This window comes from Alloalcanivorax xenomutans (assembly GCF_900217905.1).
In the GTDB taxonomy this organism is placed as follows: Bacteria; Pseudomonadota; Gammaproteobacteria; order Pseudomonadales; family Alcanivoracaceae; genus Alloalcanivorax; species Alloalcanivorax xenomutans.
Map to the genome: position 1 here is coordinate 106,314 of NZ_OBMO01000013.1, position 25,348 is coordinate 131,661.

Sequence of the window (25,348 nt, forward strand, 5' to 3'; positions counted from 1 at the left end):
TCACTCCGCTTCCGTCACCCGGGGCTCTTTCCAGGGGCCCGAAACCTGATATTGCATGGTGGTGGTCTTGTCCAGCTTATCACCCCACAGCCGCTCCACCACGAAAACCCCGGCACACACCGCCGGACCGGCGAGGCAACCGGCGTACAGATTGCTGGAAATGGGCAAGGTCATGGCGACCCGGTTATTCAAGGTCTGCTCCGCCAGATTCACTTGCCCGGAAACCTGGAACGCCGCCGACGGAGAATCGATGTGCAAATTCTGGGTGGTGACCCGGTCTCCCTGGAACTGGAAGTCGCCCGTCAGGGCGTCGCAGCTGAGGCCCTTTTTATAGAGGTCGGAGAAATCCAGCCGCAGGCGGCGCTGCAGCGTACCGATATTCAGAATACCCAGCACGCGTAAAATAGAGGTGCGCGAGTCTGTGTCCGGGATCCGGCATTCACCGATATCGAGGTTCACCTGGCCTTGCAGCCCCAGCGGCGGCGGAGCCAACGGCCAGCCGTTCCAGGACAGGTTCAGCGAAGCGCGGGCGTCCTTACTCTCCACCAGCGGCGGCAATCCCCAGGCGGACAACGCCTTACCCAGGTCCTCTGAGGCCAACGCGCCCTGGAAGCGCGTGTGCTGAGTACGGTCATCGCCGGTCCAGGTCAGAGCACCGTCCAGGCTGATACGACGCCAACCGCCGCGCAAACCGCTGATGTGCACGCCACCGTCCACCGGGCGCAGGTTGCCGCTCCATTCGCCCAGTTGCTGGTCCCCCAACCGCAAATCGCTGATCGTCGCGTCCAGCGGCGGCAGCGTGGAAGGGGCAATCGGCGCTTTGCCGGCACCGCCATCGTTCCCACCCGTGGCCCCCTCCGGCAAGTACAGACGGGATACCGTCAACTGCAACGGCCGTTGACCCCGTGCCTGGAAGCCGCCGGGAACCCGCAGCGAGGCCGCCACCTGATCCCCCAACAACCCCAGTTCCCAACCGGAACCCGCCGGCATGGCGGAAAAACGGACCTGCCGGAACCGCTGTCCCGCCAGCGTCAACTCGCCAACATTGAACACCGCCCGGTTGACCAGGGCATTCTGTCCGCCACCGGCGCCGCCGCCGGCAAGGCTGCCGATAAACTCCATCCAGGCATTGGCATCGGCCCGGTCCACATGCCCCAGGAAAGTCACACCCCGGGACGGCATGTTCGGCAGATCCCCCTCGCCCAGCCGGATCACCCCGGCCACCGGATCGCCGATACGGATCCGGCCACGGCCAACGCCGGCGTACTCCAAACGCAGATCCTGCCGTTCCGGATCCAGACTCAGCCACAGCCGGCGGCGGGTATCCGCTGATTTGCCCAGCGGCGCCGGCGCGTTCACGACCACCCCCTGCAGCGATGACGAAGCCTCCAGATGGAAGCCTCGCCCACGCCAGGGCATGGTCATGGTCATCTCCACCGGCACGGTCCCGGATACCGGGGAGAGCCAGTCGAAACCCAGCCATTGCCGCAACCGCGCCGCCGGTAAACCACCGGTTAATACCAGACGGCTGTCAGCGTCTCGGGTGGTCCAGGCGCCGCTGAAGCGGCCCCCCAGCCCTTCCCCCTTGAGATCCGGCAGATTCAATCCATTGCGGCTGTGAAAGTGCACCGGCGAGGCCACCCCGGTCAGGGTCAGCCGACGCGCCTCATTGGCCACGGTAACACCGCTCGCGCTGCCATCCGCCACCACTGTGACCTGCCGCCCTTCACCTTTTTTGAGCGGCACATCCAGCAGCAGATGCCCCTGCACCTGGCCCTCGCGAAAGCGCCAATCCAGCAGTTCCTTCGGCAGGGTGGCGGCCAGCGGCGTGTCATGGAAAATGCGATCAACATCCGCGGCCGGACCGCTGACCTTGCCCTGCACCACCAATTGACCGCCCTGCTCGGGAATATCCACCGCCACCTGGCTGATCTGACTGTTGAGCAAAGTACCGCTGCCGGCGGTGGCCACCAGACGCCGTCCGTCCACCAGCACGTCCGCGTCCGCGGCGGTGGCCACCGGCCAGTCGGGCAGGAATGACAGGGCAACATCCCGGGCCTGATAGCGCATCTGGAAGGTGCGATCCTGTTGGCGCTCGCGTTCGATTTTCACCGGCCCCCGGTATAGGAACTGGCCATGATCCAGATGCCCCCCCCGGAACGCCTGGCCCAACCAGTCGCCAAGACCGTCGGGCAGACGCCCAAGCGGAATATAATGACTGGCGCGAGCACCGTCGCCGTCGAACAGATCCGCCAGCAGCCGCAATTCAGGGATTTGTTCCGCCCCGCCCCGCACCCGGACCATGGCCACGCCCCGGGCATCCGGATTGCGGGCGCGTATCGCGCCGCTGTCCAACGTCCAGGATTGATCTTCCAGCGACCAGCGCAGCGCACCGGTGAAAGCCGCTTCCAGGGCATGGTCATAGAATTCCGGCAGCATCAGGCCAACCGTGTCGCCCCGCAGATCCACCAAGCCCCCCTCCGGCGTGGCCGTCAGCCAGCCGTTGAGACCCGAGACGCCAGGCAGTTTATCCACCGCCCGCACCTGCAGGTCGCTGAAGCGAGCCTGGAGTGAACGCCAAGCCGTGCCCTCACCGGTCAGATACAGGCTCCGCAACTGTCCCTGGGGTTGGAATGCCTCGAGCTTTTGCCGGAGCGGCGAGATCGATGCCGGCCATGCGAATGGCCACTGCGCCAGTTGCCGTGCCAGCGCCTGCAAGCGCAGCCGTTCACCACGGGCCGCCCATGATCGTGCCTGGCCTTCTCCTGGCTCACGCCAGGATGCCGCCAACGGCCCTGGGGCCAGATCACCCGCTGGCGTTTCACCCCGCACGTTGGAGAGCACCACCTCTCCCCCCTGTTGCGGGTCGTAGCGGAAGCGCGCGTCCAGATTCAGGTCGCTGATCGCCCAGGGCGTTTCGCCATCGGTGAGCACCAATCGTGGCGCCGAAAGACGGGCACTGCCGCTGGTGGGGCGGCCATCCCTGACCTCCAGCCACAATTGCGTTTTGCCCTGCAGATTCTGCAGGTCCAGAGGCCACTCACGGGTGTCCGGCAGCCACTCCTCCAGCCGCTCTCCATCCAACGACAAATAGGCACCGGCATTCACCTGCTCCCAGCGCAGCGGGTTGCCGTCCAGACGCAGCCGCCCGTCCACGGAAAAGGGACGGTCACGGGCCTCCAGCTTCACCGCCAGACGGTGCTGGTCGCCATGGTTGACCAGCGCCAGACGCAAAGACGATGCCAGCGGCGGCAAATCCGGCCATTCCAGAGAGAAGCGGGCGTCGTCGATGACAATACGGTATTGGTGATAGAGCAGCGACAACCAGCGGTCCCATTGCGGCTCACCGCCCTCGAAAGCCTCCAGACCACGCAGACGGATCCGGCCTTGCTCGTCACGAACCAGATGCAGATCCACGCCTTCGACACGCAGTTCGTTGAGGCGGGGTTCCCGGGTCAGTAGCGAGGCCAGAACCCGAACACTGACGTCCACCCGATCCAGGGTCAGTGGAGACCCGCCTTCCACCGCCGGCAGACTCAGCCCGAACAGCCGGATGCGCGGTGACAGCCCTTCCATCTCGCCTTCCAGGCGGTCGATCTTGATGTCGGTGCCAAAGCGCTCCGCCACCAGCGTTTCCAGCTGTGTCCGGTATTCCGGCAATACCGCCATGAACTGCCGCATGGCGACCACGTACACCGCCAGCAACACCAGTGGAATGGCCACCAGCCACCATAGCCAGTCGCGCCAGAAGGCATGTCCGTGCCTGTCGTTTTTTCTGCTCACCTTGGCCTCGTCACCACCTTCGCGCCCTATTCGGCGGGCACGGAGATACCGTAGGGAACCCCCGCCCATTCCAGCAGAGGAAGGGTCTGCTCCAGGGGCAGTCCCACCACCCCACTGTAACTGCCGGCCAGGGACGCCACCAGCGCGGCACCCAGCCCCTGTATGCCGTAGGCACCGGCTTTGTCCCGGCCTTCTCCGTGGGCCACATAGGCCCGCCGCTGAGCCGCGGTGAGCTCCCGGAACCTTACCCGGGTTGTCGACATGGCCGTGCGCGCCTCGCCCTGATACAACACGCAGACCCCGCTGAGCACCCGATGTTCCCGGCCGCACAGGGCATCGATCATGGCCAGGGCATCCTCATCATCGACGGGCTTGCCGAGAATGCGCTCCTCCAGCACCACCGCGGTATCCGCGCCGAGCACCGCACCGGGCGACGCGCGCAAACCCTCACCGGCGCCGGCCTTGGCGCGGGCCAAACGGATCACGTACTGCTCGGGAGGTTCATCGGGAAAGGGTGTTTCGTCCACGCCCGGAGCCGGCAGGCGGGTAAAGCGGGCGCCCACCTGGGTCAACAACTCCGCCCGCCGGGGCGAACCGGAAGCGAGAAACAGCGGCGTCCCCCGCTGAGGTAAAACAACGTCCGTCATGTCGTCCTGCCATCGGCCTGGTCGATCCGTTCTCAGCGCACCAGAAAACGCAACTGCACCCAGCGCAGCGCGGCCACGATCGGCCGCCACAGCACCGCGCTGGCCAGCGTACTGTAAAGGATCGTATAGGGAGGATAATAAGCGCGCCCCACGGATTCCTGCACCAGATAGGCTAGCAGATTCGAGGAGCCGACCAACAGGAACACCACCGCGGTTTGCTGCAAAGCCGGAAAGACACGCATACGCTTGTAGGCGGCCAACATGAAGTAGGCCCCCAGGCTATAGGCCAGAGCCCATTGACCCAGCGTGGTGCCCACCAGCACATCGTGATACAGCCCGACCACGAAGCCCCACAGCACGCCGACCCGATGCGGCAACGCCAGTACCCAGTACATCAGCACCAGCAACAGCCAGTCCGGACGCAACCAGTTCAGGTCCTCGGGCAGCGGTACCACCTCCAGCAGACCGGCGAGGAACAGCGTCACCAGGATCACGCCGGTGCCGGCCGGTTTCTCCTTGCTCATTGGCCTTCCTCCTCCGCTCCATCCGGCGGCGCGTCCCCTTGTTCGTCCTGATCGGCGGGGGCGGGTTCCACCGGTTTGGATTCCACCAGCAGCACGTGACTGGCGCGATCAATCTGGGCCTTGGGGCGAGCCAGGATGTCGGCGAAGGCGGCGCCGGAGCGGTGATCCACACTGACCACCTCGGCCACCGGATAGCCGCGGGGATAGAGTTGCCCCAGGCCGGTGCTCACCAGCAAATCGCCCTGTTGCACATCGGCTGTATCCGGCACGTACAGCAGACGCAGGGTATTGCCCTGGCCGGTACCAGCCAGAATCGCGCGCACCCCGTTACGGTTGACCTGCACACTCATGGCATGGCTGGCGTCGGTGATCAGCAGCACCCGCGAAGCCAGCGGCCCCACTTCCACCACCTGCCCGATCAGCCCCTGGGCTTCCAGCACACCCTGACCACGGCGCACACCCTCGCGGGCACCCTTGTTGATCACGATTTCCTGGCGGTTGGGGTCCGGATCCAGACCGATGATCTCCGCCACCAGCACCGACCCTTCCAGGCTCGCCGAGGAGTTCAACAGCTCGCGCAAGCGGGTGTTTTCCGCCTCCAGTACCGCCAGTTTCTGCACCCGCTGTTCCAGAATCAGCACCTGACGGTTCAGGCGCTCCTGATCTTCCAGCAGTTCGGCGCGGCTCTGGGTCTGGCGTGAAACGAAACGGGCGGTATCCACCGGCAGATGGGCCAGGTACTGAGCCGGCGCGGTGAGGTAGCCGAACACGTAGCGGATCGGCTGTGCCCACGGTGTGCGCTGGTCGAGCACCATCAACACCACGGCAAGCACCAACGCGATGAGAAGACGGTAAGTTGGGTTGGAAGAGGACATGGCCGTCGGTTACCAGGACACTGGCGCCTTGGCGGCGCCGGTCGATTAACCCATGGCCAGCATATCAAGCCCGTGGGTATCCATCATTTCCAGGGCCTTGCCACCGCCGCGCGCCACGCACGTCAGCGGATCATCAGCAATGATCACCGGCAGGCCGGTTTCCTCGCTGAGCAGCCGGTCGATATCACGCAGCAGCGCGCCACCACCGGTGATCACCAGGCCCCGTTCGGCGATATCGGAAGCCAGTTCCGGAGGCGAGGCTTCCAGGGCATTGCGCACCACATTGACGATGGCGGCCAGCGGCTCCTTGAGCGCTTCCAGGATTTCCTCGGAATTGAGGGTGAACTGGCGCGGCACCCCTTCCGCCAGATTGCGTCCGCGAACGTCGATTTCCAGCACCTCGCCACCGGGATAAGCGGTACCGATTTCGTGCTTGATGCGTTCCGCGGTGGATTCACCGATCAGTGAACCGTACTCCTTGCGCACATAGGCGACGATGGCCTCATCGAAACGGTCACCGCCAATGCGCACGGACTCGGAGTAGACCACGCCGTTCAGGGAAATAAGGGCGATTTCGGTGGTGCCCCCGCCGATATCCACCACCATGGAGCCACGCGCCTCTTCCACCGGCAGGCCGGCACCGATGGCGGCGGCCATGGGCTCTTCGATCAGGAACACATCACGGGCCCCGGCGCCGTAGGCGGAATCCTGAATTGCCCGGCGCTCCACTTGCGTGGATTTGCAAGGCACACAAACCAGCACCCGGGGCGCCGGCGGGAAAAAGCCGGTGTCATGCACCTTTTTGATAAAGTACTGGAGCATTTTCTCGGTGACGTCGAAATCGGCGATCACCCCGTCCTTCATCGGACGAATGGCGGTAATGTTGCCGGGAGTACGACCCAACATCCGTTTTGCGTCGGCGCCAACCGCGGCCACGCTCTTTTGGGCACCGTGATGACGAATCGCCACCACCGAGGGCTCATCGAGGACAATACCCCGACCACGCACATAGATCAGCGTGTTGGCGGTCCCCAAATCAATAGAAAGATCGGTGGAAAACATCCCCCGAATACGTTTGATAACGGACATCCTGGCCAGTTTCCTGAAGTCTCGTCGAGAGGAAAGCGCCGTCTTGATCCCGTTTTCACAGGCGACGGCAAGATGGCGCAACTCTAGCAACGGCGGGCCCATCCGGCAAGGCCGGCGGATCGGCGGAAGCGCCATCAACGCCCCTCTTCTGGTCCCGCCGGGAGGCGATCATCCGCTATCACCGGGGCATGCGCCTGGATTTACCCCTCCCGGATACCGGTTCAGTGGCTCCCCGAGGCCGGTCTGTGGTACTTTTTGCGCCTTCCTGAAGCCGATTTCCGATCCCGTGCCGACGCCACGGCGTGCTGATACCGGGCTGTGCTGATTCTTGCGAAGAGAACAACGGAGAGAACCATGGCTATTGATTCCAAGGTGGTCGCTCAAGTCGCCCACCTGGCCTGCCTGCAAGTGGACGACAACGAGACCGCGGCGCTGAGCGAACGGCTCAATGACATTCTCGCCATGGTGGACCAATTGCAGCAGGCCAATGTGGATGGGGTTGCTCCCCTGGCTCACCCTCTGGATGTGAGTCAACCGCTACGCGACGACCAAGTTACCGAACCGGACGTGCGCGAACGGGTCATGCCGATCGCCCCGGCCACCGAAGAGGGCTGTTTCCTGGTCCCCCGAGTCATTGAATAAGACGCCATGCATACCAAGACCCTGACCGAACTCAGAGCCGGCCTGGCTGCCCGGGAATTCTCCTCCCGCGAGCTGACCGAACACTTTCTGCGCCGCATCCGGCAATTCGACGGTGAGCTCAACAGTCTGATCACCGTCACCGAGGAGCAGGCCCTGGCCCAGGCCGATGCCGCCGACGCCACCCTCGCCCGGGGCGAGGGTGGACTGCTTACCGGCCTGCCCGTGGCCCACAAGGACATCTTCTGTACCGAAGGCGTCCGCACCAGTTGCGGTTCACGCATGCTGGACAACTTCATCGCCCCCTACACCGCCACCGTGGTGGAGAAGATGGCGGCGCAAGGCGCGGTGATGCTGGGCAAGACCAATATGGACGAGTTCGCCATGGGCTCCTCCAACGAAACCAGCTTTTATGGCCCGGTGAAGAACCCCTGGGACCAGGAGCGGGTGCCCGGCGGTTCCTCCGGCGGCGCCGCCGCCACTCTGGCCGCGCGCCTGGCTCCGGCCGCTACCGGTACCGACACCGGCGGTTCCATCCGTCAGCCGGCGGCACTGAACGGCGTCACCGGCCTGAAGCCCACTTATGGCCGGGTATCGCGCTGGGGCATGATCGCTTTCGCCTCCAGCCTCGATCAGGCCGGCCCGATGGGGCTGAGCGCCGCCGACTGCGCGCTGATGCTGGCCGCCATGGCCGGCCACGACGACAAGGATTCCACCAGCCTGGACGAGCCGGTGGGCGACTATCTCAGCGACCTGAACCAGAATCTGGAGGGTCTCAGGATCGGCGTTCCGGAAGAATTCTTCCCGGACACTCTGGACAACGCCATTGCCGAAAACAGCCGCGACGCTCTGCGGGAGCTGGAAAAGCAGGGCGCCAAACTGGTACCGCTGTCGCTGCCGAGCATCAAACTGTCGGTGCCGGCCTACTACGTGATCGCGCCGGCGGAGGCCAGCTCCAACCTGTCCCGCTTTGATGGCGTGCGCTACGGTCACCGCTGTGACGATCCGGTGGATCTGCTGGATCTGTACAAGCGTTCCCGCTCCGAGGGCTTCGGCGAAGAGGTCAAACGCCGCATTCTGGTCGGCACCTACGCCCTGTCCGCCGGCTACTACGACGCCTATTACCGCCGCGCCCAGCAGGTCCGCCGCCTGATCCGCGACGACTTCGCCCGCGCCTTCGCCGAGGTGGACGTGATCATGGGGCCAACCAGCCCGGAGACCGCATTCAAGATCGGCGCCAAGGTGGATGACCCGATCAACATGTACATGGCCGACGTCTTCACCATCGCCGTCAACCTGGCGGGGCTGCCGGCACTGTCCATGCCCAGTGGTTTCGTCAACGGCTTGCCAGTGGGCACTCAGGTCATCGGCAACTACTTCCAGGAGGGCCGCATCCTCAACGTGGCCCATCGTTATCAACTGGCCACCGACTGGCATCAACGGATTCCGGGAGCGTTCGCATGAGTTGGGAAACCGTCATCGGCCTGGAAGTGCACGTGCAACTGGCCACCGCCTCCAAACTGTTCTCCGCCAGCAGCACCCGCACCGGCGACGAACCGAACAGCAACGCCAGTCTGATTGATCTGGCCATGCCCGGCACTCTGCCGGTGGTCAACCGTGAAGCAATCCGTCACGCAATCCGCTTCGGCCTGGCCATTGACGCGGAAATCGGCCGCCGGTCAGTGTTCGAACGGAAAAATTATTTTTATCCGGATTTGCCCAAGGGCTATCAGACCACCCAACTGGCCGAGCCCATCGTCGGCGCCGGCGTGGTCGAGCTGCAACTGGAGGACGGTACTCGCAAGAGTGTGCGCATCCACCACGCCCACCTGGAAGAAGACGCCGGCAAATCCCTGCATGAAGCGTTCTCCGACGAAACCGGGCGAGCCATGACTGGCATCGACCTGAACCGCGCCGGCACGCCGCTGATCGAGATCGTCTCCGAACCGGACATGAGCAACGCGGAAGAAGCCGTGGCCTTCGCCCGCAAGCTGCACGCCATCGTCACCTCCCTGGGCATCAGCGACGGCGATATGTCCCAGGGCAACATGCGTTTCGATGTGAACATCTCCGTACGCCGTCCCGGCGAACCACTGGGTACGCGCACCGAAACCAAGAACCTGAACTCGTTCCGGTTCATGGAAAAAGCCATCAAGTTGGAAGTGGAACGGCAGATCGATGTGCTCGAGGACGGCGGCGAAGTGGTGCAGGAAACACGCCTGTACAACGGCGAAACCAACACTGCCCGCGCCATGCGCAGCAAGGAAGACGCCAACGATTACCGCTACTTCCCCTGCCCGGACCTGCTGCCGGTTCTGGTCAGTGAAGAGGAAATCAACGAACTGCGCGACGCGCTGCCGGAACTGCCGGACGCCCGCAAAGCACGCTTCGTTGAAACTTACGCGCTCTCCGAATACGACGCCGACCTGCTCTCCGCCGATCTCGCCACCGCAGCCTACTTCGAAGCGGCGGCCAAACAGGGCGGCGACGCCAAGCTGGCGGCCAACTGGGTGATGGGCGAACTGACCGCGCGTCTCAACACCGATGACATCGGCATCGCGCAAAGCCCGGTGAGCGCCGGGCATCTTGGCGAACTGATCCTGCGCATCAAGGACGGCACCATCAGCTCCAAGATCGCCAAGCAGGTCTTCGACGCTTGCTGGGCCGGCGAGGGCAGCCCGGATCAAATCATCGAGAGCAAAGGCCTCAAACAGATGAGTGACACCGGCGAGTTGGAAAAGATCGTCGATGACATCATCGCCAACCACCCGGCACAAGTGGAGGACTACCGTGGCTCCGATGAAGCCAAACGGAAGAAAAAGATCGGCTTCTTCGTCGGTCAGGCGATGAAGGCCACGCAGGGCAAGGCGAATCCCCAGCAACTGAACCAACTGCTGCAACAAAAGCTGAACGGCTGAGGAGCCGTTGAAAAACGTCATGCCGGACTCGATCCGGCATCTCCCTCCACGGAGCCATGCACCCTGTCGAGGGAGATCCCGGGTCAAGCCCGGGATGACGGAGTGTTTTCAGAGGTTCCTTAATCAAACCGTCACAGGAACCGGTTTACGCTGCGGCCCGGGATGGGCCGCCCCGGCGCCCACACAACAACACGATAATAAGGAAATCACCATGGAAGGTTTTCGTTACGCCACACTATTGTCTGCCCTCGTCCTTCTTTCCTCGTGCGGAGGAGGTGGCGGTGGTGGCTCAAGCAGCCCGGCAACTACCTGGCAAGCCGGCCAGTTCGCTGACGCCGGCCAATTCGCCAATCAGTGCCTCAGACCGCGCGGCGGCAACCAGTACCCCGATGTGGCGGGATCAGTCCTGGATGAAAACAACTGGTTGCGCGCCTGGAGCCACGAGACCTATCTCTGGTACGACGAGATCCTGGATCGCAATCCTGGCAATTACGATAACCCGCTGGCTTATTTCGACCTGTTGAAAACGGAAGCCATCACCGCCAGCGGCACGCCGAAGGATCAATTTCATTTCACCATGCCCAGCGACGAATGGAACGCGCAATCCCAATCCGGCGTGGCACTGGGTTACGGCATGCAGTGGGTGATCGTCGATCCCGACCTGCCACGGGACGTGCGGGTGGCCTATCACGATCAGCAAGACCGCCCCGGCCTGCCGCCACGAGGTGCCCGGATTTTGTCCGTCGACGGCGTCAGCATGGAATGGAGCAATGACGTGGATACGCTGAACGCGGGCTTGTTTCCCACCCAAGAAGACGAGCAACATGAGTTCAAGTTCGCATATCCCGATGACAGCCTGCATACCATCATGCTTACCGCCGAAGCCATCACCTCCGAGCCGGTACAGAAAGTAAAAGTGCTGACCAGCACCGGCGGCAAACGAGTGGGCTACATGCTGTTCAACGACCACATCGCCACCGCGGAGAAAGCGCTAAGGGACGCTGTTGAGCAGTTGCAACAAGGCAATGGCATCGACGATCTGGTACTGGACCTGCGCTATAACGGCGGAGGTTATCTGGCGCTGGCCAGTCAGCTTTCATACATGATCGCCGGTCCTGAACAGACCGCCGGTCAGGCTTTCGAAATCTCCCGGTTCAATGATCAGCATCCGCAAACCAACCCGGTCACAGGCCAGCCCCTGACTGCGACACCGTTCTACAACATCACCCTGGGCTTCTCGGTTCCGGCCGAAGAGCCGTTGCCCAGTCTGAACCTGCCGCGAGTGTTCGTACTCACTGGCGCCACTACTTGCTCCGCCAGCGAATCCCTCATCAACGGGTTACGCGGAGTGAATGTTGAGGTGATTCAGATCGGCGATCGCACCTGCGGCAAACCCTACGGGTTCTATCCCACCGACAATTGCGGCACCACCTACTTCACGATCCAGTTCCAGGGCGTCAATGCCAAGGGCTTCGGTGATTACCCGGACGGCTTCGTACCCGGTAACGACAACGGCCAGGCCGGAGTGCAGGGTTGCCAGGTGGCGGACGATTACGATCATGATCTTGGCGACATCGATGAAGCACGCCTGGCCACGGCGCTGCACTACATCGACAATGGGTATTGCCAACCATCGGCGAGCCGCCAGTCCTTGCGCCAATCGTTGACCGCGCCGCCCATCGGCGATGGCCGTGTCCACAAGGCACCGTGGCGCGAAAACCGCATAATGACTCCGACCCGGTGATACCATGAGCCCTGCGAAAACAACACTGGCACTGGGCATTCTGGTACTGCTCTGTGCCTGCCAGTCACAACCGGCGGGCGGCGACACTCCGGCGCTGCTGTCCGGCACGGAAGCGGACCACAAGGAACTGCGGGAAAAGATCCGGGACGCCCTGTCGGCGGATAGACCGGTCCTGTTGGCCGATGACGCGCTCACGCGAGACAGCCTGCTGGTGATCGAGCGCGCTTCGCCTCGGGATTTGAGGCATCCGCCGCTGAATGGTCGGAACCTGCAACGGCCGGAGACTTTCCAGCTATTGCTCGATAACGAACGCTGCTGGCTGGAACGGCTTGGCGACGGTAAACGATGGGAGATGGTGAAAGCCTCCTGCATCCCTGCCCCCGGCCGCTGACCAGCGATAGGAGAGCACCACCATGACCGACATTTTTCGGGATCGTCTGACCCTGGACATCGCCGGCCACGTCGCCACCGTCACCCTGGCGCGGGCGGAAAAATACAATGGCCTGGATCTGGAGATGCTTCAGGCCTTGGTCGATTGCGCGAAAAAACTGAGGAAGAACCGCCAGGTGCGGGTGGTCATTCTGAAGGGGGATGGCAAAGCATTCTGCGCCGGCCTGGATTTTGGCCGCGTCACCAAGACTCCGATGAAGATGCTGCTCGCCTTCACCCGCTTCGGCATCAAGAAAACCAATCTGTTCCAGCAAGCCTGCTGGGCCTGGCGGCAATTACCCATGCCGGTCATCGCGGTGACGCATGGCTACTGCTACGGCGGCGGCCTGCAACTGGCGCTGGCCGCGGACTTCCGTATCGCCACGCCGGATTGCGAATTCTCGGTAATGGAAATCAAATGGGGACTGATCCCGGACATGACCGGCACCGTCACCCTGCGCGAGCTGTTACCCCTGGACGTGGCCAAGGAACTGACCATGACCGGCCGCCGCTTCGACGCCCTTGAGGCGGAGCGCCTGCACCTGGTCACCCGGGTTTCCGAGACGCCTGAGCAGGCCGCCCGGGAACTGGCCGAGGCGCTGCTGGAACGGTCCCCGGATGCCGTCAGTGCCGCCAAGGCCTTGTTCCATGACACTTGGAATGCCCCGGAGGAACAGGCCTTTCTGGGCGAATCCCGGCTGCAGTTCAAACTGTTGCGCAGCCGTAATCAACGCACGGCAATGAACGCCAATTTCAAGAAGGAAACACCGCGGTTCGGGCCGCGACAGCGGGATTACTGAGTTTTATATAGCGTAACAACCAGAAAAATATCGGGTCGGCTAGGCCCCGCCCTTTTGCTGGCCCTTGACCGTGCCCACCACAAATGCCCCCACTGCCATGAACGTCGCCAACAAAGCCACGAGTTTTTCACCGCTAAGCAGGCTCAACGTCCCAACCGCCAAGAAGATCGCGGAGTTGATCAAGTTCTTTTTCGCCACTTCGTCGCGAGAAGGCTCGGTGGGTTGATACACCTCACCCGAGCCGCATTCCTGCGACATCCCCTCCCCCGCGAATATCCACTTCACATAATGCCAGGCCATCAGATCACGGTATGCGAACCAACCAACGCCCCCGACCAGAACGGGCACCAGGAACAACAGCCAAGCCCCTTCCGCGCCTCGGCTCATAGCGTACAATCCCAGAACAGAAAGCCCCGCCAACACAACCCAGGCCACCACGAACAGCCACCGCCAACTCCGCCGGGTCGTCCGAGATCCCAGGACCAGTCCCGCACTCATCAATACGCCACTCAATCCAAAGACGACATAAAGAAACAGAAAATCTTTGCTCGAAGTGGCCATACCGAGAAATCGAACCAAAAAAAACAGTGTTCCCACTATAAACGCCACTACCCACTGGGAAGGACTGGGGAAATGAATGGCAGCATTGCGATCAAGTGTTATGAGAATTTCTTTAAGCAGTGTCCTGGTCGAGAGAGAGGCGTACACATACAAGCGCTCCCCCTGATGCTCGAGCAGCGGCTTTCCTTTCCAGGCAATCAAATTCACGTTGTCACCATCACCGCTACGTCGCCAATCCTCCCCATATGGCGATAGCACCTCTTCGATGAGAGGAAGACTACTCTCTTTTACTTTACTCAGTTTGAAAGTGTAATTTTTCACAAACACTCCTAGAGAAGTCCGGACTAACCTGCTCCCTCCCAATCATCTTTGACAGGCTTCGCTTTCCCTGAAGGCCATTCTTTGGCCTCAGCCATCAGTTCATCAATGCCATGCCTTCCAGAAGCCGGCTGACCACGACTATCAACGTACTCGTAACCGTTAAAGCCGGTAAATCGATAGTATATATCTGTACGCGCTGGTACGGGTTGGTGGTTGAATGCCGCAACATCGGCACTCGGAGCGCACAGTTCTTCCACCTCTTCGGGCCATTCAAACCCATCCAGCGCTTCCTCTGCGACAGCAACCTGACGATCCAGCCAGGCTCCAAAAGTCAGAAAGTACCCCAAACGTTCCAAGGGGTGAAATACAAGGGCATAGACATGTCCCAGTTCTCTGGTGGAGGTCGGTTCCGCACCCGGCGAATATAGCAAGCCTCCCTTTTTCAAGTCTGGATCCGGTTGAATCGCCTCCAGTCCCTTCTCCATATATCGTCTGATAAATTCCCAACGGCGCAGTATTCCTGGGATACTCCGATCACCTCCGGTCCAGAATCCGTAGGGTAAGGAGAACAGTTCCTTTTGTGGCTTCCCTCGCGGCGAGAAACGATCCAGCTCATCCAACACCCACGGGCGCGGAGCTGTCAGAACCAACCCAGTACCACCTAAACTGCCCGGCATCACACTGAATTCAACCAATGCTCTTACGTGACGCCAAGGCACATGCAGGACCTTATCCCCCCCGCAAGAGATGTGAACGAGCTGGGCTTGTCGATTATAGCGAGCGGACCCTTTCTTCTCTGCATGGCGCATCATCGGTGAGAAGGGAGACAGGAAATAAAAGAACAAAAAGGGAATTCCGCCGGCACAAAGATAACCCGCAAACAACCCTATCGCCGACCACACATCAAGCTTCTCATCCACGAAAGCCGCCACATAAAGACCAAGGAACAAAAGCAGGGCCAGGTTATGAAACAACAGGAAAAGGCGCGGCAACCAGTGCAGCTTTCCGTTCCCCCCAACGGTTTCAACAGTCGGCAGCTCAATGTAGCGCTCGTTAAACAAACGCGAGTTTTCAATATCCAAATCGTTTGGCTTCAAGGCATCCTCCGGCCAAAGAGCCACATCCAGAGGGGGAAGCGCCGCAAAGGTCTTTTTCTTCTTCTCCTCTTTCAAAAGTGCCAGGAAGTCAGCCAGTCCATAATCGGGGTGGCGGCGGGCCCGCTCAAGCGACTGTTCCCAGATAGACCTCTGTTGACCTGGGGAAGCACCCAACTCCTTTCTGGATCGCGTCATCAATTTTCCACTTCGTACATCAGTTCCGGATCACTAAAGCCGTTAACGTAATACCGCACCTTCACACTGACGTACGGATTATTGGTATCAATCATCATAATCCCCAAACCTCGCTCCACCGATACCGAAGCATTCTCTTCGGTGTAGATCTGATCTTCCACCGGTGGAATTGTCTGTGGCGCCGACACGGTAACACGAACACTGCTGACCTGAGCCTGCCAACCTGGCAGAAGAATAGCGATCTGTTCAACACCCTCTGGATATGGACTTCCCGTCGTCCAACGGCGATAGGAACTGACTAGCGGCAGATTCCCTGACAACCACTTCAGAGTATCCGTATTAGTCTCGATGGAAGGCTCACGGAACATCCGGTAGAACTCTTTCAATTCAGCATCTGCATCCAACGTGGTCACTTCCTCGTCACTGAGGCCAAACCAGGCGGGGATAGAGCCATTTCCCCATACACTACCGGCCATCCAGCGCAAAACCTTGTTCTCCTCCACGGTGGTGTCGTGCCAATGGCGCACCGCCACATAACTGGCTTCAACCGCCAGCATAACCCAGCCCACCCAATTGCTTGCCCGGGCAAATCGGCCAAGCCCACGCAATGCCGCACCTCCAGATTCCAAACGGGACATGACCTGAGTCGCGCTTTGAGTGATTCTGCCACGGGCCGCAGTGGCCCCCATTTTTTCCGCCTGATCCGCCAACCGGGCGGTCAAATGCAGCATACCCAGAGAGGCATTACCCAACTGTAATATTCCTCCCGTCATGCTTATTGCGGCTTCGTTGCCGTCTTCATTGAAAATGGGGGTGACCACGGCATCCTTGACAAATGTGACCAGTGCTGCTCCGGCGGCAAGCCCGAGGGCCCAATTACCAAGCAGGTCAACTTGCTTTTCCATCGACTGTTCCAAGGCCTGGTCAGCCGCTATCCTTGCCTGGTTGCGTCGGATGTCGAGCACCGCTTGTATCCCCCCAGTCACACCAGCACTGGTGGCCAGCATGGCGCTGCCTAGATTAAGCGAATTCGCCAACACCATACCGTCGTCGCGGCCCAACTTCTTTATAGCCGCCGCGACGTTTTCCAGAGACCACCATATCCCAAGCCCGGAAATTCCCAGTTTGGTGCCGTGCCAGAAATGCATTCTCTGTGACAATCCACGCTGGTCCGCCTCTATTTGGGCCTGAACCTGCTGGCTCTCATACAGTTCCACCACCTCATTGGCCGCACGGGCCACGGTAATCGGCCGGAAACCATTCACCCCACGTCCTCCGGTGCGGTCCCGCAACCATGCTCCAGCCTCGCTCAGCGGCACTTGGCGTTTAACGCCAGTCTCGCCACTGAGAATTTCCAGGGCGGGTCCATATGGAGTGCGCCACAATTCATTGATACTGCCTAAACGCCCCTTCGCCACCAGAGCTCCAACCACCAGACTCAACTGTCGAGAGGCACTATCCGCCGGGAACGAGGATATTACTGTATTCAGCTTCTCAATCACTTCACCCACCACATTTCGGGCAAAGCGAGCCGCACTACTACGCCAGCGCACATACTCCGATACTTGGGGATGGCCGAGCAGAACTCGCTCCATAATCCCGGTTGGGCCGCTCTCGACAAGCTCACCGGAAACCTCATTGACACCTTCATCATCCAAGGTCAAAACCCCAAGACTGAAAGTGACGACACGACGTAATGCCAAGTAGCTTTCTCGATCGGTCTCGTCGTAAAGCATCAACGTGGCATTATGGCGAGCTTTTATCGAACGATAGACCTGTGTGGCTGCTGATGCCGCTTGGGTTACCGCCTCGCCAAGTCGTTCCATATTATTTGGATGATCATTGACAAATTGGTGGCGCTCCTCATTACGCACCATTGCCAACCTTCCTGCTTCCGCATCCAACCCTTCCTGGTAGGCCCGATCCCGGGCTGCATTTGCAGCACCTCCAGCGACACCGCCCGGCAACGCACTTCCCACCGGATCGTTGCGAAAAGTATCCATCTCCACTTCCCGGCGTTTCATCTCCCCAAGCAAATCGATCCACTCTGAGATTCTGAGCTTGCGGGCAGCATCCGCGCTGTAGCTCTGCAATGCCTCCAATTCAATACCAGCCAGATGTCCCAGCTCACTCATCACACCGGTGGTGTCATGCACCGCCACAACCTTCGCGGGATGCTGTTGCATAACACCACAACGGGGGCTGACACTGGCGTCCAGCAAGCTCAGTAACTGGTTAGCCGGGGTGACAGGTGAGTTGCTCTCGCTCCATACGAAAGCATCAAGATCACCATTCAGGCCCGGCAAGTCAGCAAGAGGAGCGGTATCCCCCGTATGCGATTGTGGACCATCATCGGTGAGGCGAATTTCCGTGGCCAGTTGACTCCTTAGACCATCCTGATCCGATGTCAAGGCATCCAGAACACCACGAGTAAGACGGGAATCACTGACAAGTAACCAAGCCCTTTCTCCGACGTCCAGTTCGGGAGTGGGTAGCGGGGCTGTGATATAAGGCAGTGCCGCGGTAACTTCTGGCAGCGTTGGCATGTCCTGCCAGGGAGGTTGCGATGCCTCCTCAGTAGAGACAGAGGAAATAGGATTGAAATAGCCATCTTCCGCGACTTGCCAGACACGAATACGCCATTCTTCCTTCACTTGCGCCAGCAGGTAGACATAGGTCAAAGGGCGCAACGTGCGCAAGCCGAAATGCCAGCCTTCGCCCAAGCCTTCATAGCCGGAAAGATCCATATCGGGAAAATCACCGGCAGGGAACGGGGCTCGGGTAATCCCATAGCGCACGGGGTAGAGTATGCGGGCCTGCTGAGGCTCTGGCAGACACACTTGCACTTTGTCGCGTTGGTCCGGCGGCGTCAGATTCCATTGAATCGCGGGGTAACCGGACACCGGGTCGATCCGGACCGGGGCGCGGCGGGCCGTGGAAGTATCGCGCATCAGGAACTCCCTCCCTGGTCCGCCGGCCCCAGCAGGGTCAACGAAGTGACTTCCGCCCCGATCCCCTGCTGCAAGTCAATTTCACCGTCACTGTTGGTTATACCCTCGATTACCGCGCCATCCTTGCGGGTCAGCCGGTAACGCTGATTGGCCGCTGCCTGGCCGCTCAAAAAGTGTACTTTGAATGCTTCGTTATATTGGCTCGGCGACAGGCTCGACGAAGGCCAGCTGTTCATCTCCCGGCTCAATTGGGTCCCCCCCAGGAACGACTTCTTGCCGGCTTCCACCTTGATTTCGCCGGGGCAACTGACGATCAGGTCGCCGCCTTCCAGGGTCAGCCGGGCACCGGCGCTGGTGGCCAGGTGCAGGGACTGTCCGGCGGCCAGTTCCAGCGGGCCGTTGGCGCTGGTGATGTTGAGGTCATCGCGGCTTTGCACGCGCAGGCGTTCATGCTGGGCTTCGAAGCGTACTTCGCCTTCCGCGCTGACCAGGGTCAGCGCATCGCCATCAACACCCTCGGCGGCGGCGAGCAGCCCCAGGGACTGGCCGCTGTGCAGACGCAAATCGCCACCCACCGCCAGATTGCTGTCCTGCCCGCTGGCCAGAGCCAGGGTCTCGGCGCTGCTCCAGGTCAGGCTCTGGCCCGCCAGCACCCCGATGCCAGCGGGGGCCGTTAGTCCCAACAAGGCATGGCTACTGTGGGGCACCCGGTCATTGCCGCCGCTGGTGTTGTGCTGGGGAGCTTCTCCCAGAGCCGCGCCGCAATCAGCGCCGGTAACCCGGGTTGAGGCGCTGGTATAAAGGGCGTTCAGAGGCGCTTCCTGATCGATCAGCCAGGAGGCGCCGGAACGGTCGGAGCCTTCGGCGGCGGCCAGCACCGCCGTGCCATGGCGGGCGCAGGCCTGGGACAGGGTTCGTCCGAGTTGCCGCAGGTGATCCAGCAAAACGGCGGCTTCTTCCACGTCGCCGGCGGGCGTATCGGCATCCTCCCGCCCCCAGGCGCTGAGCCACAATCCCCGCTCGGCCCGGACCGCGCCCCACTCATCGGTTCTCAATTCCAGCCCTTCACCCCGGAAGCTGCCGCGGTAATTACCGGCCTGGTGGATCAGGTGACCGAGGTTGAGCTGGCTGTCGCCATGACTGCTGGCCAGTTGCAGCCGCAACTGGTCGTCACTGTCGTCGAAGACCAGTCGGTTATAGCCGTCTCCACCCCACTCCTTGGACTGCACGCCCCACAAGGCGGCGGCGTTGCCGTGACCGGCGGCATCGGGGCTGGCCCCATGCCAGGGCGGCGCGGCGCCGCCACCGTGATTGGCACGGGCGCTGGCGGCAAGATCATGGGCCCGGGCGAAAACCTCCGTGCTGCTTTCCCTCGCCCCGGTCCCGCCTGGCGTCGGCGCTATACCGCCTTCACCCTGACCGTTATAGAGCGCCCCGAGAACCACCGGCCGGTCGATGTCGCCGCCGATGAACCCGACCACCACTTCCTGGCCAATGCGCGGCACGAACTGCACGCCGGCGCCGGGCCCCGCCTGCCACTGTCCAACCCGCAGCCAGCAGGTGCCACGATCGTCCTCGCTGTCGCCGTGCTGCCAGTGGAAACGAACCTTGACCCGTCCGAGGCCATCACTGAACACCTCCTCGCCACCACTCACCCGGGGCTCACCATCCGGCCCCACCACCCGGGCGGTCTGATAGCCCCGTGCCACCGGGCGACCGCGCCAGCGGCCTTGCTCATCGGTGGCACGGGGCCGCCACGGGCGCCCCTGATCCTGGGCATCAAAAAGATTCGCGTAGCCCAGTTGCGCGGCCCGTTCCGCCAGCTGCTCACTGGCCGCCTGCGCCTGCGCATCGGGCCAGGGAGGCGCGTCTCCCAGGGTATGCGCCACTTGCTCCCGGGCCGTGGCCGGAAGATTGTTGATGCCCAGATGGCGGACCCGGGTCAGCAGCAGTGCCTCCGGTACCGCCAGCCCTTGCGGCGGCTGCCGCAACCGCAGGAAAGTGCCGGCGCGACAGGTGCGCACGGCGCCTTCACCCTGCCAATAATCACGCACGCTTTCGGCGTGGGCGGCGCGCAATTCCGCGTAATGGCGGGCTTCGTCAGCGTCCTTCCAGGCGTACTGCCCCACACTGTCGTACTGTTCCACCGGCTGATCGCGCTCACCGCCGGCGGCGAGCGTCACCTGTACCGGAGTCGCCTGACGGGTTTTGTAGTCCTCGCTGAGCAGCGTCAGCCGTTGAGCCCCGGCGCGGCGGCGGCGGCCCAGGCGGTGCAGGCCATCCCCTTCTTCACTGGCATCACCGCGATGCACCAGCACGCCGCCCTGAGCCTCGGAGGTGGCGTCCTCCGGCAACAGGCGGCTGTCGGAGAACAGTTCCAGTTGGTGTCCAGCGGGAGCGTCCCGGGCTTCGATCAGACGGAACCCCAGCCCCTCCTCGGCAAGCAGACGAAGGACAAAATCACCGTCCGTTTCCCGGTATTGAGTGCAATAGCTGCGCGGCCTCACGGCTTGCAGAAAAGGCGCCACGTCATCCCGTTGCCGCCAACTGGCCCACTCACCGTAACGCCCGAACACGGCGCCGGCGATATCGACCACGCTCTTGTCCTGGAATACCTGACTATGGCGGCCATGACTGAGCTGCCAGTTCCAGGGTCTCAGGGTGAAGCGGTAGCGGGCCAGGCCGCCATCGGCACCGAGCAGGGTCACTTCTTCCACCAGACCGGTGCGGGGCGTCTCGCTGCCATCGCCGAGACGGGTGAACAGGGTCGCTTTACGACCCAGCCACTCTCCCAACGGGCATTGGGCATTACCGGTAAGGACATCCACCCACCACACCGAAGGGGCGGACAGGGCTTCGTCACCGCACCAGCGTTCCACCAGCAAGGGCGTGGCGTCGTCGTCCAGGGAGAAGCGATAAAGGCGGCGATGGTCTTTCAGCGACAGCGCGGACGCCAACAGGTCCCGCAGCTCGTCAAAGGGGGGCATGGTCTGACTCCATTCAGTCTCAGAGCCTGTCCAGAGGCTCTTACGTCCTTGATGACGGCCAAAATCATGGCACAGGCACGGTTTCAATGCCAGACAGCCCACTGCACGAGGGTGCCGGGTGCGTATAATGCCAAGCTGATCACCGGGGGAGCATCACCTGTGAAGTCGCAATCCATAGCCATTATCGGCGCCGGCACCGCCGGACTGGCCAGCGCCCGGGTATTGGCCGCCCAGGGACACGACATCACCCTGCTGGAGCAGGCACCGGCGCTGGCACCGGTGGGCGCGGGCATTCTGCTGCAGCCCACTGGCCTGTCGGTCCTTCAGGAGCTGGGTTGCTATCAGGCCCTTGCCGAACTGGGCGCCCCGGTGGACGGCCTCCATGGCGTGACCCGCTCCGGGCGGGTGTTGATGGATACCCGGTATCACCTGCTGGGTCCCGGGGTGCAGGGGCTTGGGGTGCATCGGGCCAGTCTTTGCCACGTTCTGAGCAACAGTCTGGATGGCTACCCCCATCAACGCTGGCTGGGCACCCGGGTGGACGCCCTGCGCCATGATCCTCAGGGGGTCACGGTGGCCGTGGGCGCCGGGGCTCACCAGGGCGAACATCGCTTCGACGCCGCCTTGATCGCCAACGGCAGCAACAGCCATCTGCGTCCCGCCGACTGGGTGCGCTATGACCGCCAATATCCGTGGGGCGCACTGTGGGCGATTATGCCCATGGAAGCCGGTTTCGACGGTGGCTGGCTGCGCCAGTGTTACGAGGGCGCCCATCGCATGGCCGGCGTTTTGCCCACCGGCCGTACTCCGGACGCCCCCGACACGCCGCTGCTGAGCTTTTTCTGGAGCCTGCCGGTGGCCGACATGCCCCACTGGCGCAATGGCGCCCATCCGTTCGAGCAGTGGAAACAGGAAACCGCCGCGTTCTGGCCGGATCTCAAACCACTGTTGGCACGGCTGCCTTCCTCCGCGGATCTGCTTCAGGCCACCTATCGAGACGTGATTCTGCACCGTTGGGGCGAGGGCCGGCTGGGCATCATTGGCGACGCCGCCCATGCCATGAGCCCGCAACTGGGCCAGGGCGGCACCATGGCGCTGCTGGATGCCCAGGCTCTGGGCCAGGCGATGGCGGAGGCGGATCAGTGGCCCCAGGTGTGGGCCGGCTTCCAGCGGCGGCGGGCCGGCTCGATCCGCTTCTACCAGAACATGAGCCGCTGGCTGACGCCTCTGTTCCAGTCTCATGGCAAGTGGATCCCGGCATTACGTGACGTCGCCTTTCCGCTGATGTATCGCATGCCCTGGCTGCCGCGACAGATGGCGCTGACCGTGGCCGGCGCCAAGCGAGGGCTGTTACGTTGACCGCCTGTCCCCAGGCCACGGTTTTTGCGGGTTAGACCAGGACTGCCTATACTTTGACCAAGCATGGAGGGATCACCATGCCGATAAAACTGCAAAGGATGTACTCATGAGTATCAACGGAGATCTGCTCCGGCCCGCGTGCTTTTGCCTGGGAGCGATACTGGCGATGAGCGGCTGTGCGGATCGTGCCCCAAGGCTGGATCTGGATGCTCTGGACAGCGATACCGCCATCGCCCCACTGCTCGACGACAACCACATTCCCTATACCCGGGAACCCTCCAATGAGGTCATGAACCTGCAGGTGTTTCTTTTTGGTGAACAGTATCAGGCCAAGGACATCCTGCGAGGCAACTTCTCCATCGACTGGGAAGAGGAAACCGCCCGCCCCAACGTCTACTTCCACGATATTCCCCTTTGGGCCCCCGCCTTTCTTACTGACCAGGACGACACCCTGTACATCATCACCTCGCGGGTCGGCAACCACGATGGTGTGAAAGGGGAAAAGCCCCTGGACGTGTTCGATGACGATCAGGTGATGACCCTCAAGACCCGCCTGGAGAAAGAATACGGTCCCGTCACCGCCAGCCAGGAAGACCATCGCGGCAAGGTCTATTTCTGGCGGCTCGACAACGGCGCCGTGCGCCTGAGTATCGAGAACGAATGTCTGTGTGAGCTGGCATCGAGCTGGTCCGGTGACGAACGCCCCAAGGGAGGGCGAGGTGGTATCCTCGCCCTGTACTACGACTCCGAGCTACCGAGCTTCCATGATGACCGCTACGAATATTAAAACTGCTCTGCGGCTCGGCCTGTTGACCATGTTGACCGTGGCACCGGGCGCGGCCCTGGCGGGAAAAAGCTATTGGCGGGTGCAAGGCCCGGACGATACCAGGTTCGTTCTCAAAACCGCCATGCTGTCCCCTCTTTCCCTGGCGGGGCTCGGCAAGTCGAGTTTCTTCGTCTATGACGACGAAGACGGCAGCCTGGTCGCCTATGACGCTAAAAAACCGGACAAACCGCTCGCTCTGCTGCCCGAGCCGGACGACAAGCGCATGAAGCGTTTGAAGACACAATTGACGGCGAAGCTGATTGACGGCCAGTTGAAACTGTTGATGTCCGACGGTCGTGAAAACATCTTCTTCATCAAACCCCATGCGCTGGACGGCGAAGCCGGGTTCAAGAATGCTTTGAATGAGCGGCACCAGCACATCGAGACGATGAAACGGGAAGAAGCGGAAAAACACGCCGACCTGGAAATTCCGGCTCAGGCAGACGGCAGTGCGACCGTCGTTTTCCCCGAGACCTTTACCCTGAACCTACCGTCGGGGGATAAGGGCTTTTATGTCCACCAGGAAGGACCGAAGCAATGGCGTTTGTTCAGCCTGGCCGAGCCCGAGACCGACCAGCCTTTGTTCAATCAGGTGAGTCCGGACCTGACCTTGACGATCAAGGACGCGCCCCCGGAAGACGTCGCGAAAGAAAGCCGCTGGCCCGGAACGCACCGCTTGTATGAAAAAGATGGCTTGTTTGTCGATGTCTTCACCGAGTACGACGAAGTCGAGGATGAGGCCTATCTCGCGGGCTATGACCTGTATCGGACGATTCCATTGAGCCAGGGGCGCACCCTGCTGATCACCACCCGCACCTTGAGGAATATGGACGAGGTCAAACGGTTCGGCGTCATCGCCAATAACGCCCGGACCACCGGCGCGGACGACGGCGTCAGTCTGAACAGCTACATGGACAACACTCTCGGCCTGTTCTCGCCGGCGCAATCCGTCTCCCTGTTCGAGGGCGCGGAAATGACCCTCCCTCAGGGCTATACGGCCGAACACTGGTCCGGTAGCGGCTATTACATGCTTTCCCTCGGAGAAAACATGGTCTTCCAAAGCGACGATGGGAAAAGCGACTACATTAGAGTCAAGGTTCCGTTGCAACCGAGCCAGTCAGAATTCGAACGTCCATCCGGCGGGATCTATATGCGAGATGATGATGGCTTCGTCTTCGATGCTGACAGAGTGTCTGGCGATCAAAGCGTTCTGGTAGCCGACGACAGCGGGCTGATCTTTGAGTCCAAACAAGACTGGCATCTGGTGCGCTACGCCCGGCTTGGCCAAACCCACGTGGTCTACTATATGAACTACCGCAACAAGCGAACCGAGGCGTTGGAAGATTTTTACAGCTCCCGCAACGCCTTTCATTTCGAGCCATGAGTGATGACCACACCCACTCACTCGCCTCAATCGGCTTGTCCCGAATTTTCCTGGTACTACGCGGGTTTCTGGCGGGTGGTGTTTTTCATCGCTCTGGCCGGCTGCGGCGGTTTCATGCTGACCGTGTAAACATCCCTGTTTCAGTTGCACCGTTGATTAGAGTTCTCCGCCCGTTTGTGTTTCGCCAGGTATTCCCATGGTGTCAGATCTTCCAGTGAA

19 protein-coding genes are annotated in these 25,348 nt (G+C 61.6%); 10 read left to right on the forward strand and 9 right to left on the reverse strand.

What is annotated here, in order from left to right; all coding sequences use genetic code 11:
• Genes CRO06_RS12085 through CRO06_RS12105 form a run of 5 tightly spaced genes read right to left on the reverse strand, consistent with a single transcriptional unit; the run spans position 1 to position 6,918 of the window.
• Positions 1-3,783, reverse strand: a complete 3,783-nt coding sequence (locus CRO06_RS12085) for a YhdP family protein (RefSeq protein WP_179746577.1) — start codon at positions 3,781-3,783, stop codon at positions 1-3.
• 26 nt (positions 3,784-3,809) lie between these two features.
• Positions 3,810-4,430: a Maf family protein gene (locus tag CRO06_RS12090; protein WP_035450597.1), complete on the reverse strand. Its 621-nt coding sequence runs from the start codon at positions 4,428-4,430 to the stop codon at positions 3,810-3,812.
• A gap of 32 nt (positions 4,431-4,462) precedes the next feature.
• On the reverse strand, positions 4,463-4,954 hold the full coding sequence (mreD, locus tag CRO06_RS12095) for a rod shape-determining protein MreD (RefSeq protein ID WP_014995920.1): 492 nt from the start codon (positions 4,952-4,954) through the stop codon (positions 4,463-4,465).
• Positions 4,951-5,829 (reverse strand): rod shape-determining protein MreC, encoded by an 879-nt coding sequence (gene mreC, locus CRO06_RS12100; protein ID WP_022996277.1) that lies wholly within the window; start codon positions 5,827-5,829, stop codon positions 4,951-4,953. The genes mreD and mreC overlap by 4 nt, the downstream gene beginning before the upstream one ends.
• 45 nt (positions 5,830-5,874) lie before the next feature.
• Positions 5,875-6,918 carry a rod shape-determining protein gene (locus CRO06_RS12105; protein ID WP_014995922.1) on the reverse strand — a complete coding sequence of 348 codons (1,044 nt, stop codon included), beginning with the start codon at positions 6,916-6,918 and terminating at the stop codon, positions 5,875-5,877.
• A 354-nt stretch (positions 6,919-7,272) separates the two neighbouring features.
• On the opposite strand from CRO06_RS12105, the gene gatC reads away from it, so the two are divergent.
• The 6 genes from gatC to CRO06_RS12135 all read left to right on the forward strand — a co-directional run bounded on the left by gatC (position 7,273) and on the right by CRO06_RS12135 (position 13,448).
• Positions 7,273-7,560 carry an Asp-tRNA(Asn)/Glu-tRNA(Gln) amidotransferase subunit GatC gene (gene gatC / locus CRO06_RS12110; RefSeq protein ID WP_022996278.1) on the forward strand — a complete coding sequence of 96 codons (288 nt, stop codon included), beginning with the start codon at positions 7,273-7,275 and terminating at the stop codon, positions 7,558-7,560.
• A 6-nt stretch (positions 7,561-7,566) separates the two neighbouring features.
• Entirely contained in the window at positions 7,567-9,021 is a 1,455-nt protein-coding gene (gene gatA / locus CRO06_RS12115; protein ID WP_022996279.1) for an Asp-tRNA(Asn)/Glu-tRNA(Gln) amidotransferase subunit GatA, read from the forward strand.
• Positions 9,018-10,475, forward strand: coding sequence for an Asp-tRNA(Asn)/Glu-tRNA(Gln) amidotransferase subunit GatB (gatB, locus tag CRO06_RS12120; protein WP_022996280.1), 1,458 nt, complete (start codon positions 9,018-9,020; stop codon positions 10,473-10,475). The genes gatA and gatB overlap by 4 nt, the downstream gene beginning before the upstream one ends.
• Positions 10,476-10,866: 391 nt before the next feature.
• Positions 10,867-12,219 (forward strand): S41 family peptidase, encoded by a 1,353-nt coding sequence (locus tag CRO06_RS12125; protein ID WP_231504686.1) that lies wholly within the window; start codon positions 10,867-10,869, stop codon positions 12,217-12,219.
• A 4-nt stretch (positions 12,220-12,223) separates the two neighbouring features.
• Positions 12,224-12,610, forward strand: coding sequence for a hypothetical protein (locus tag CRO06_RS12130; RefSeq protein ID WP_097058534.1), 387 nt, complete (start codon positions 12,224-12,226; stop codon positions 12,608-12,610).
• A gap of 22 nt (positions 12,611-12,632) precedes the next feature.
• A complete protein-coding gene (locus tag CRO06_RS12135) occupies positions 12,633-13,448 on the forward strand; it encodes a crotonase/enoyl-CoA hydratase family protein (protein WP_097058535.1) in 816 nt (271 codons plus the stop codon).
• A 39-nt stretch (positions 13,449-13,487) separates the two neighbouring features.
• Here the strand turns inward: CRO06_RS12135 and CRO06_RS12140 are convergent, their stop codons facing one another.
• Genes CRO06_RS12140 through CRO06_RS12155 form a run of 4 tightly spaced genes read right to left on the reverse strand, consistent with a single transcriptional unit; the run spans position 13,488 to position 21,560 of the window.
• Positions 13,488-14,330, reverse strand: a complete 843-nt coding sequence (locus CRO06_RS12140; protein ID WP_022996284.1) for a hypothetical protein — start codon at positions 14,328-14,330, stop codon at positions 13,488-13,490.
• 23 nt (positions 14,331-14,353) lie between these two features.
• Positions 14,354-15,622: a hypothetical protein gene (locus CRO06_RS12145; protein WP_097058536.1), complete on the reverse strand. Its 1,269-nt coding sequence runs from the start codon at positions 15,620-15,622 to the stop codon at positions 14,354-14,356.
• Positions 15,622-18,573 carry a toxin VasX gene (locus CRO06_RS12150; RefSeq protein ID WP_097058537.1) on the reverse strand — a complete coding sequence of 984 codons (2,952 nt, stop codon included), beginning with the start codon at positions 18,571-18,573 and terminating at the stop codon, positions 15,622-15,624. The genes CRO06_RS12145 and CRO06_RS12150 overlap by 1 nt, the downstream gene beginning before the upstream one ends.
• Positions 18,573-21,560, reverse strand: a complete 2,988-nt coding sequence (locus tag CRO06_RS12155) for a type VI secretion system Vgr family protein (RefSeq protein WP_097058538.1) — start codon at positions 21,558-21,560, stop codon at positions 18,573-18,575. Before CRO06_RS12155 ends, CRO06_RS12150 begins: the two co-directional genes overlap by 1 nt.
• A 159-nt stretch (positions 21,561-21,719) precedes the next feature.
• Between CRO06_RS12155 and CRO06_RS12160 the strand changes: the two genes are divergently transcribed.
• The 4 genes from CRO06_RS12160 to CRO06_RS20290 all read left to right on the forward strand — a co-directional run bounded on the left by CRO06_RS12160 (position 21,720) and on the right by CRO06_RS20290 (position 25,258).
• Positions 21,720-22,919 carry an FAD-dependent oxidoreductase gene (locus CRO06_RS12160; protein WP_022996288.1) on the forward strand — a complete coding sequence of 400 codons (1,200 nt, stop codon included), beginning with the start codon at positions 21,720-21,722 and terminating at the stop codon, positions 22,917-22,919.
• 106 nt (positions 22,920-23,025) lie between these two features.
• Positions 23,026-23,706: a hypothetical protein gene (locus CRO06_RS12165; protein ID WP_022996289.1), complete on the forward strand. Its 681-nt coding sequence runs from the start codon at positions 23,026-23,028 to the stop codon at positions 23,704-23,706.
• Positions 23,684-25,129, forward strand: a complete 1,446-nt coding sequence (locus CRO06_RS12170) for a hypothetical protein (RefSeq protein WP_143247741.1) — start codon at positions 23,684-23,686, stop codon at positions 25,127-25,129. The genes CRO06_RS12165 and CRO06_RS12170 overlap by 23 nt, the downstream gene beginning before the upstream one ends.
• A gap of 3 nt (positions 25,130-25,132) precedes the next feature.
• A complete protein-coding gene (locus tag CRO06_RS20290; protein WP_280522549.1) occupies positions 25,133-25,258 on the forward strand; it encodes a hypothetical protein in 126 nt (41 codons plus the stop codon).
• Positions 25,259-25,348: the final 90 nt, after the last annotated feature.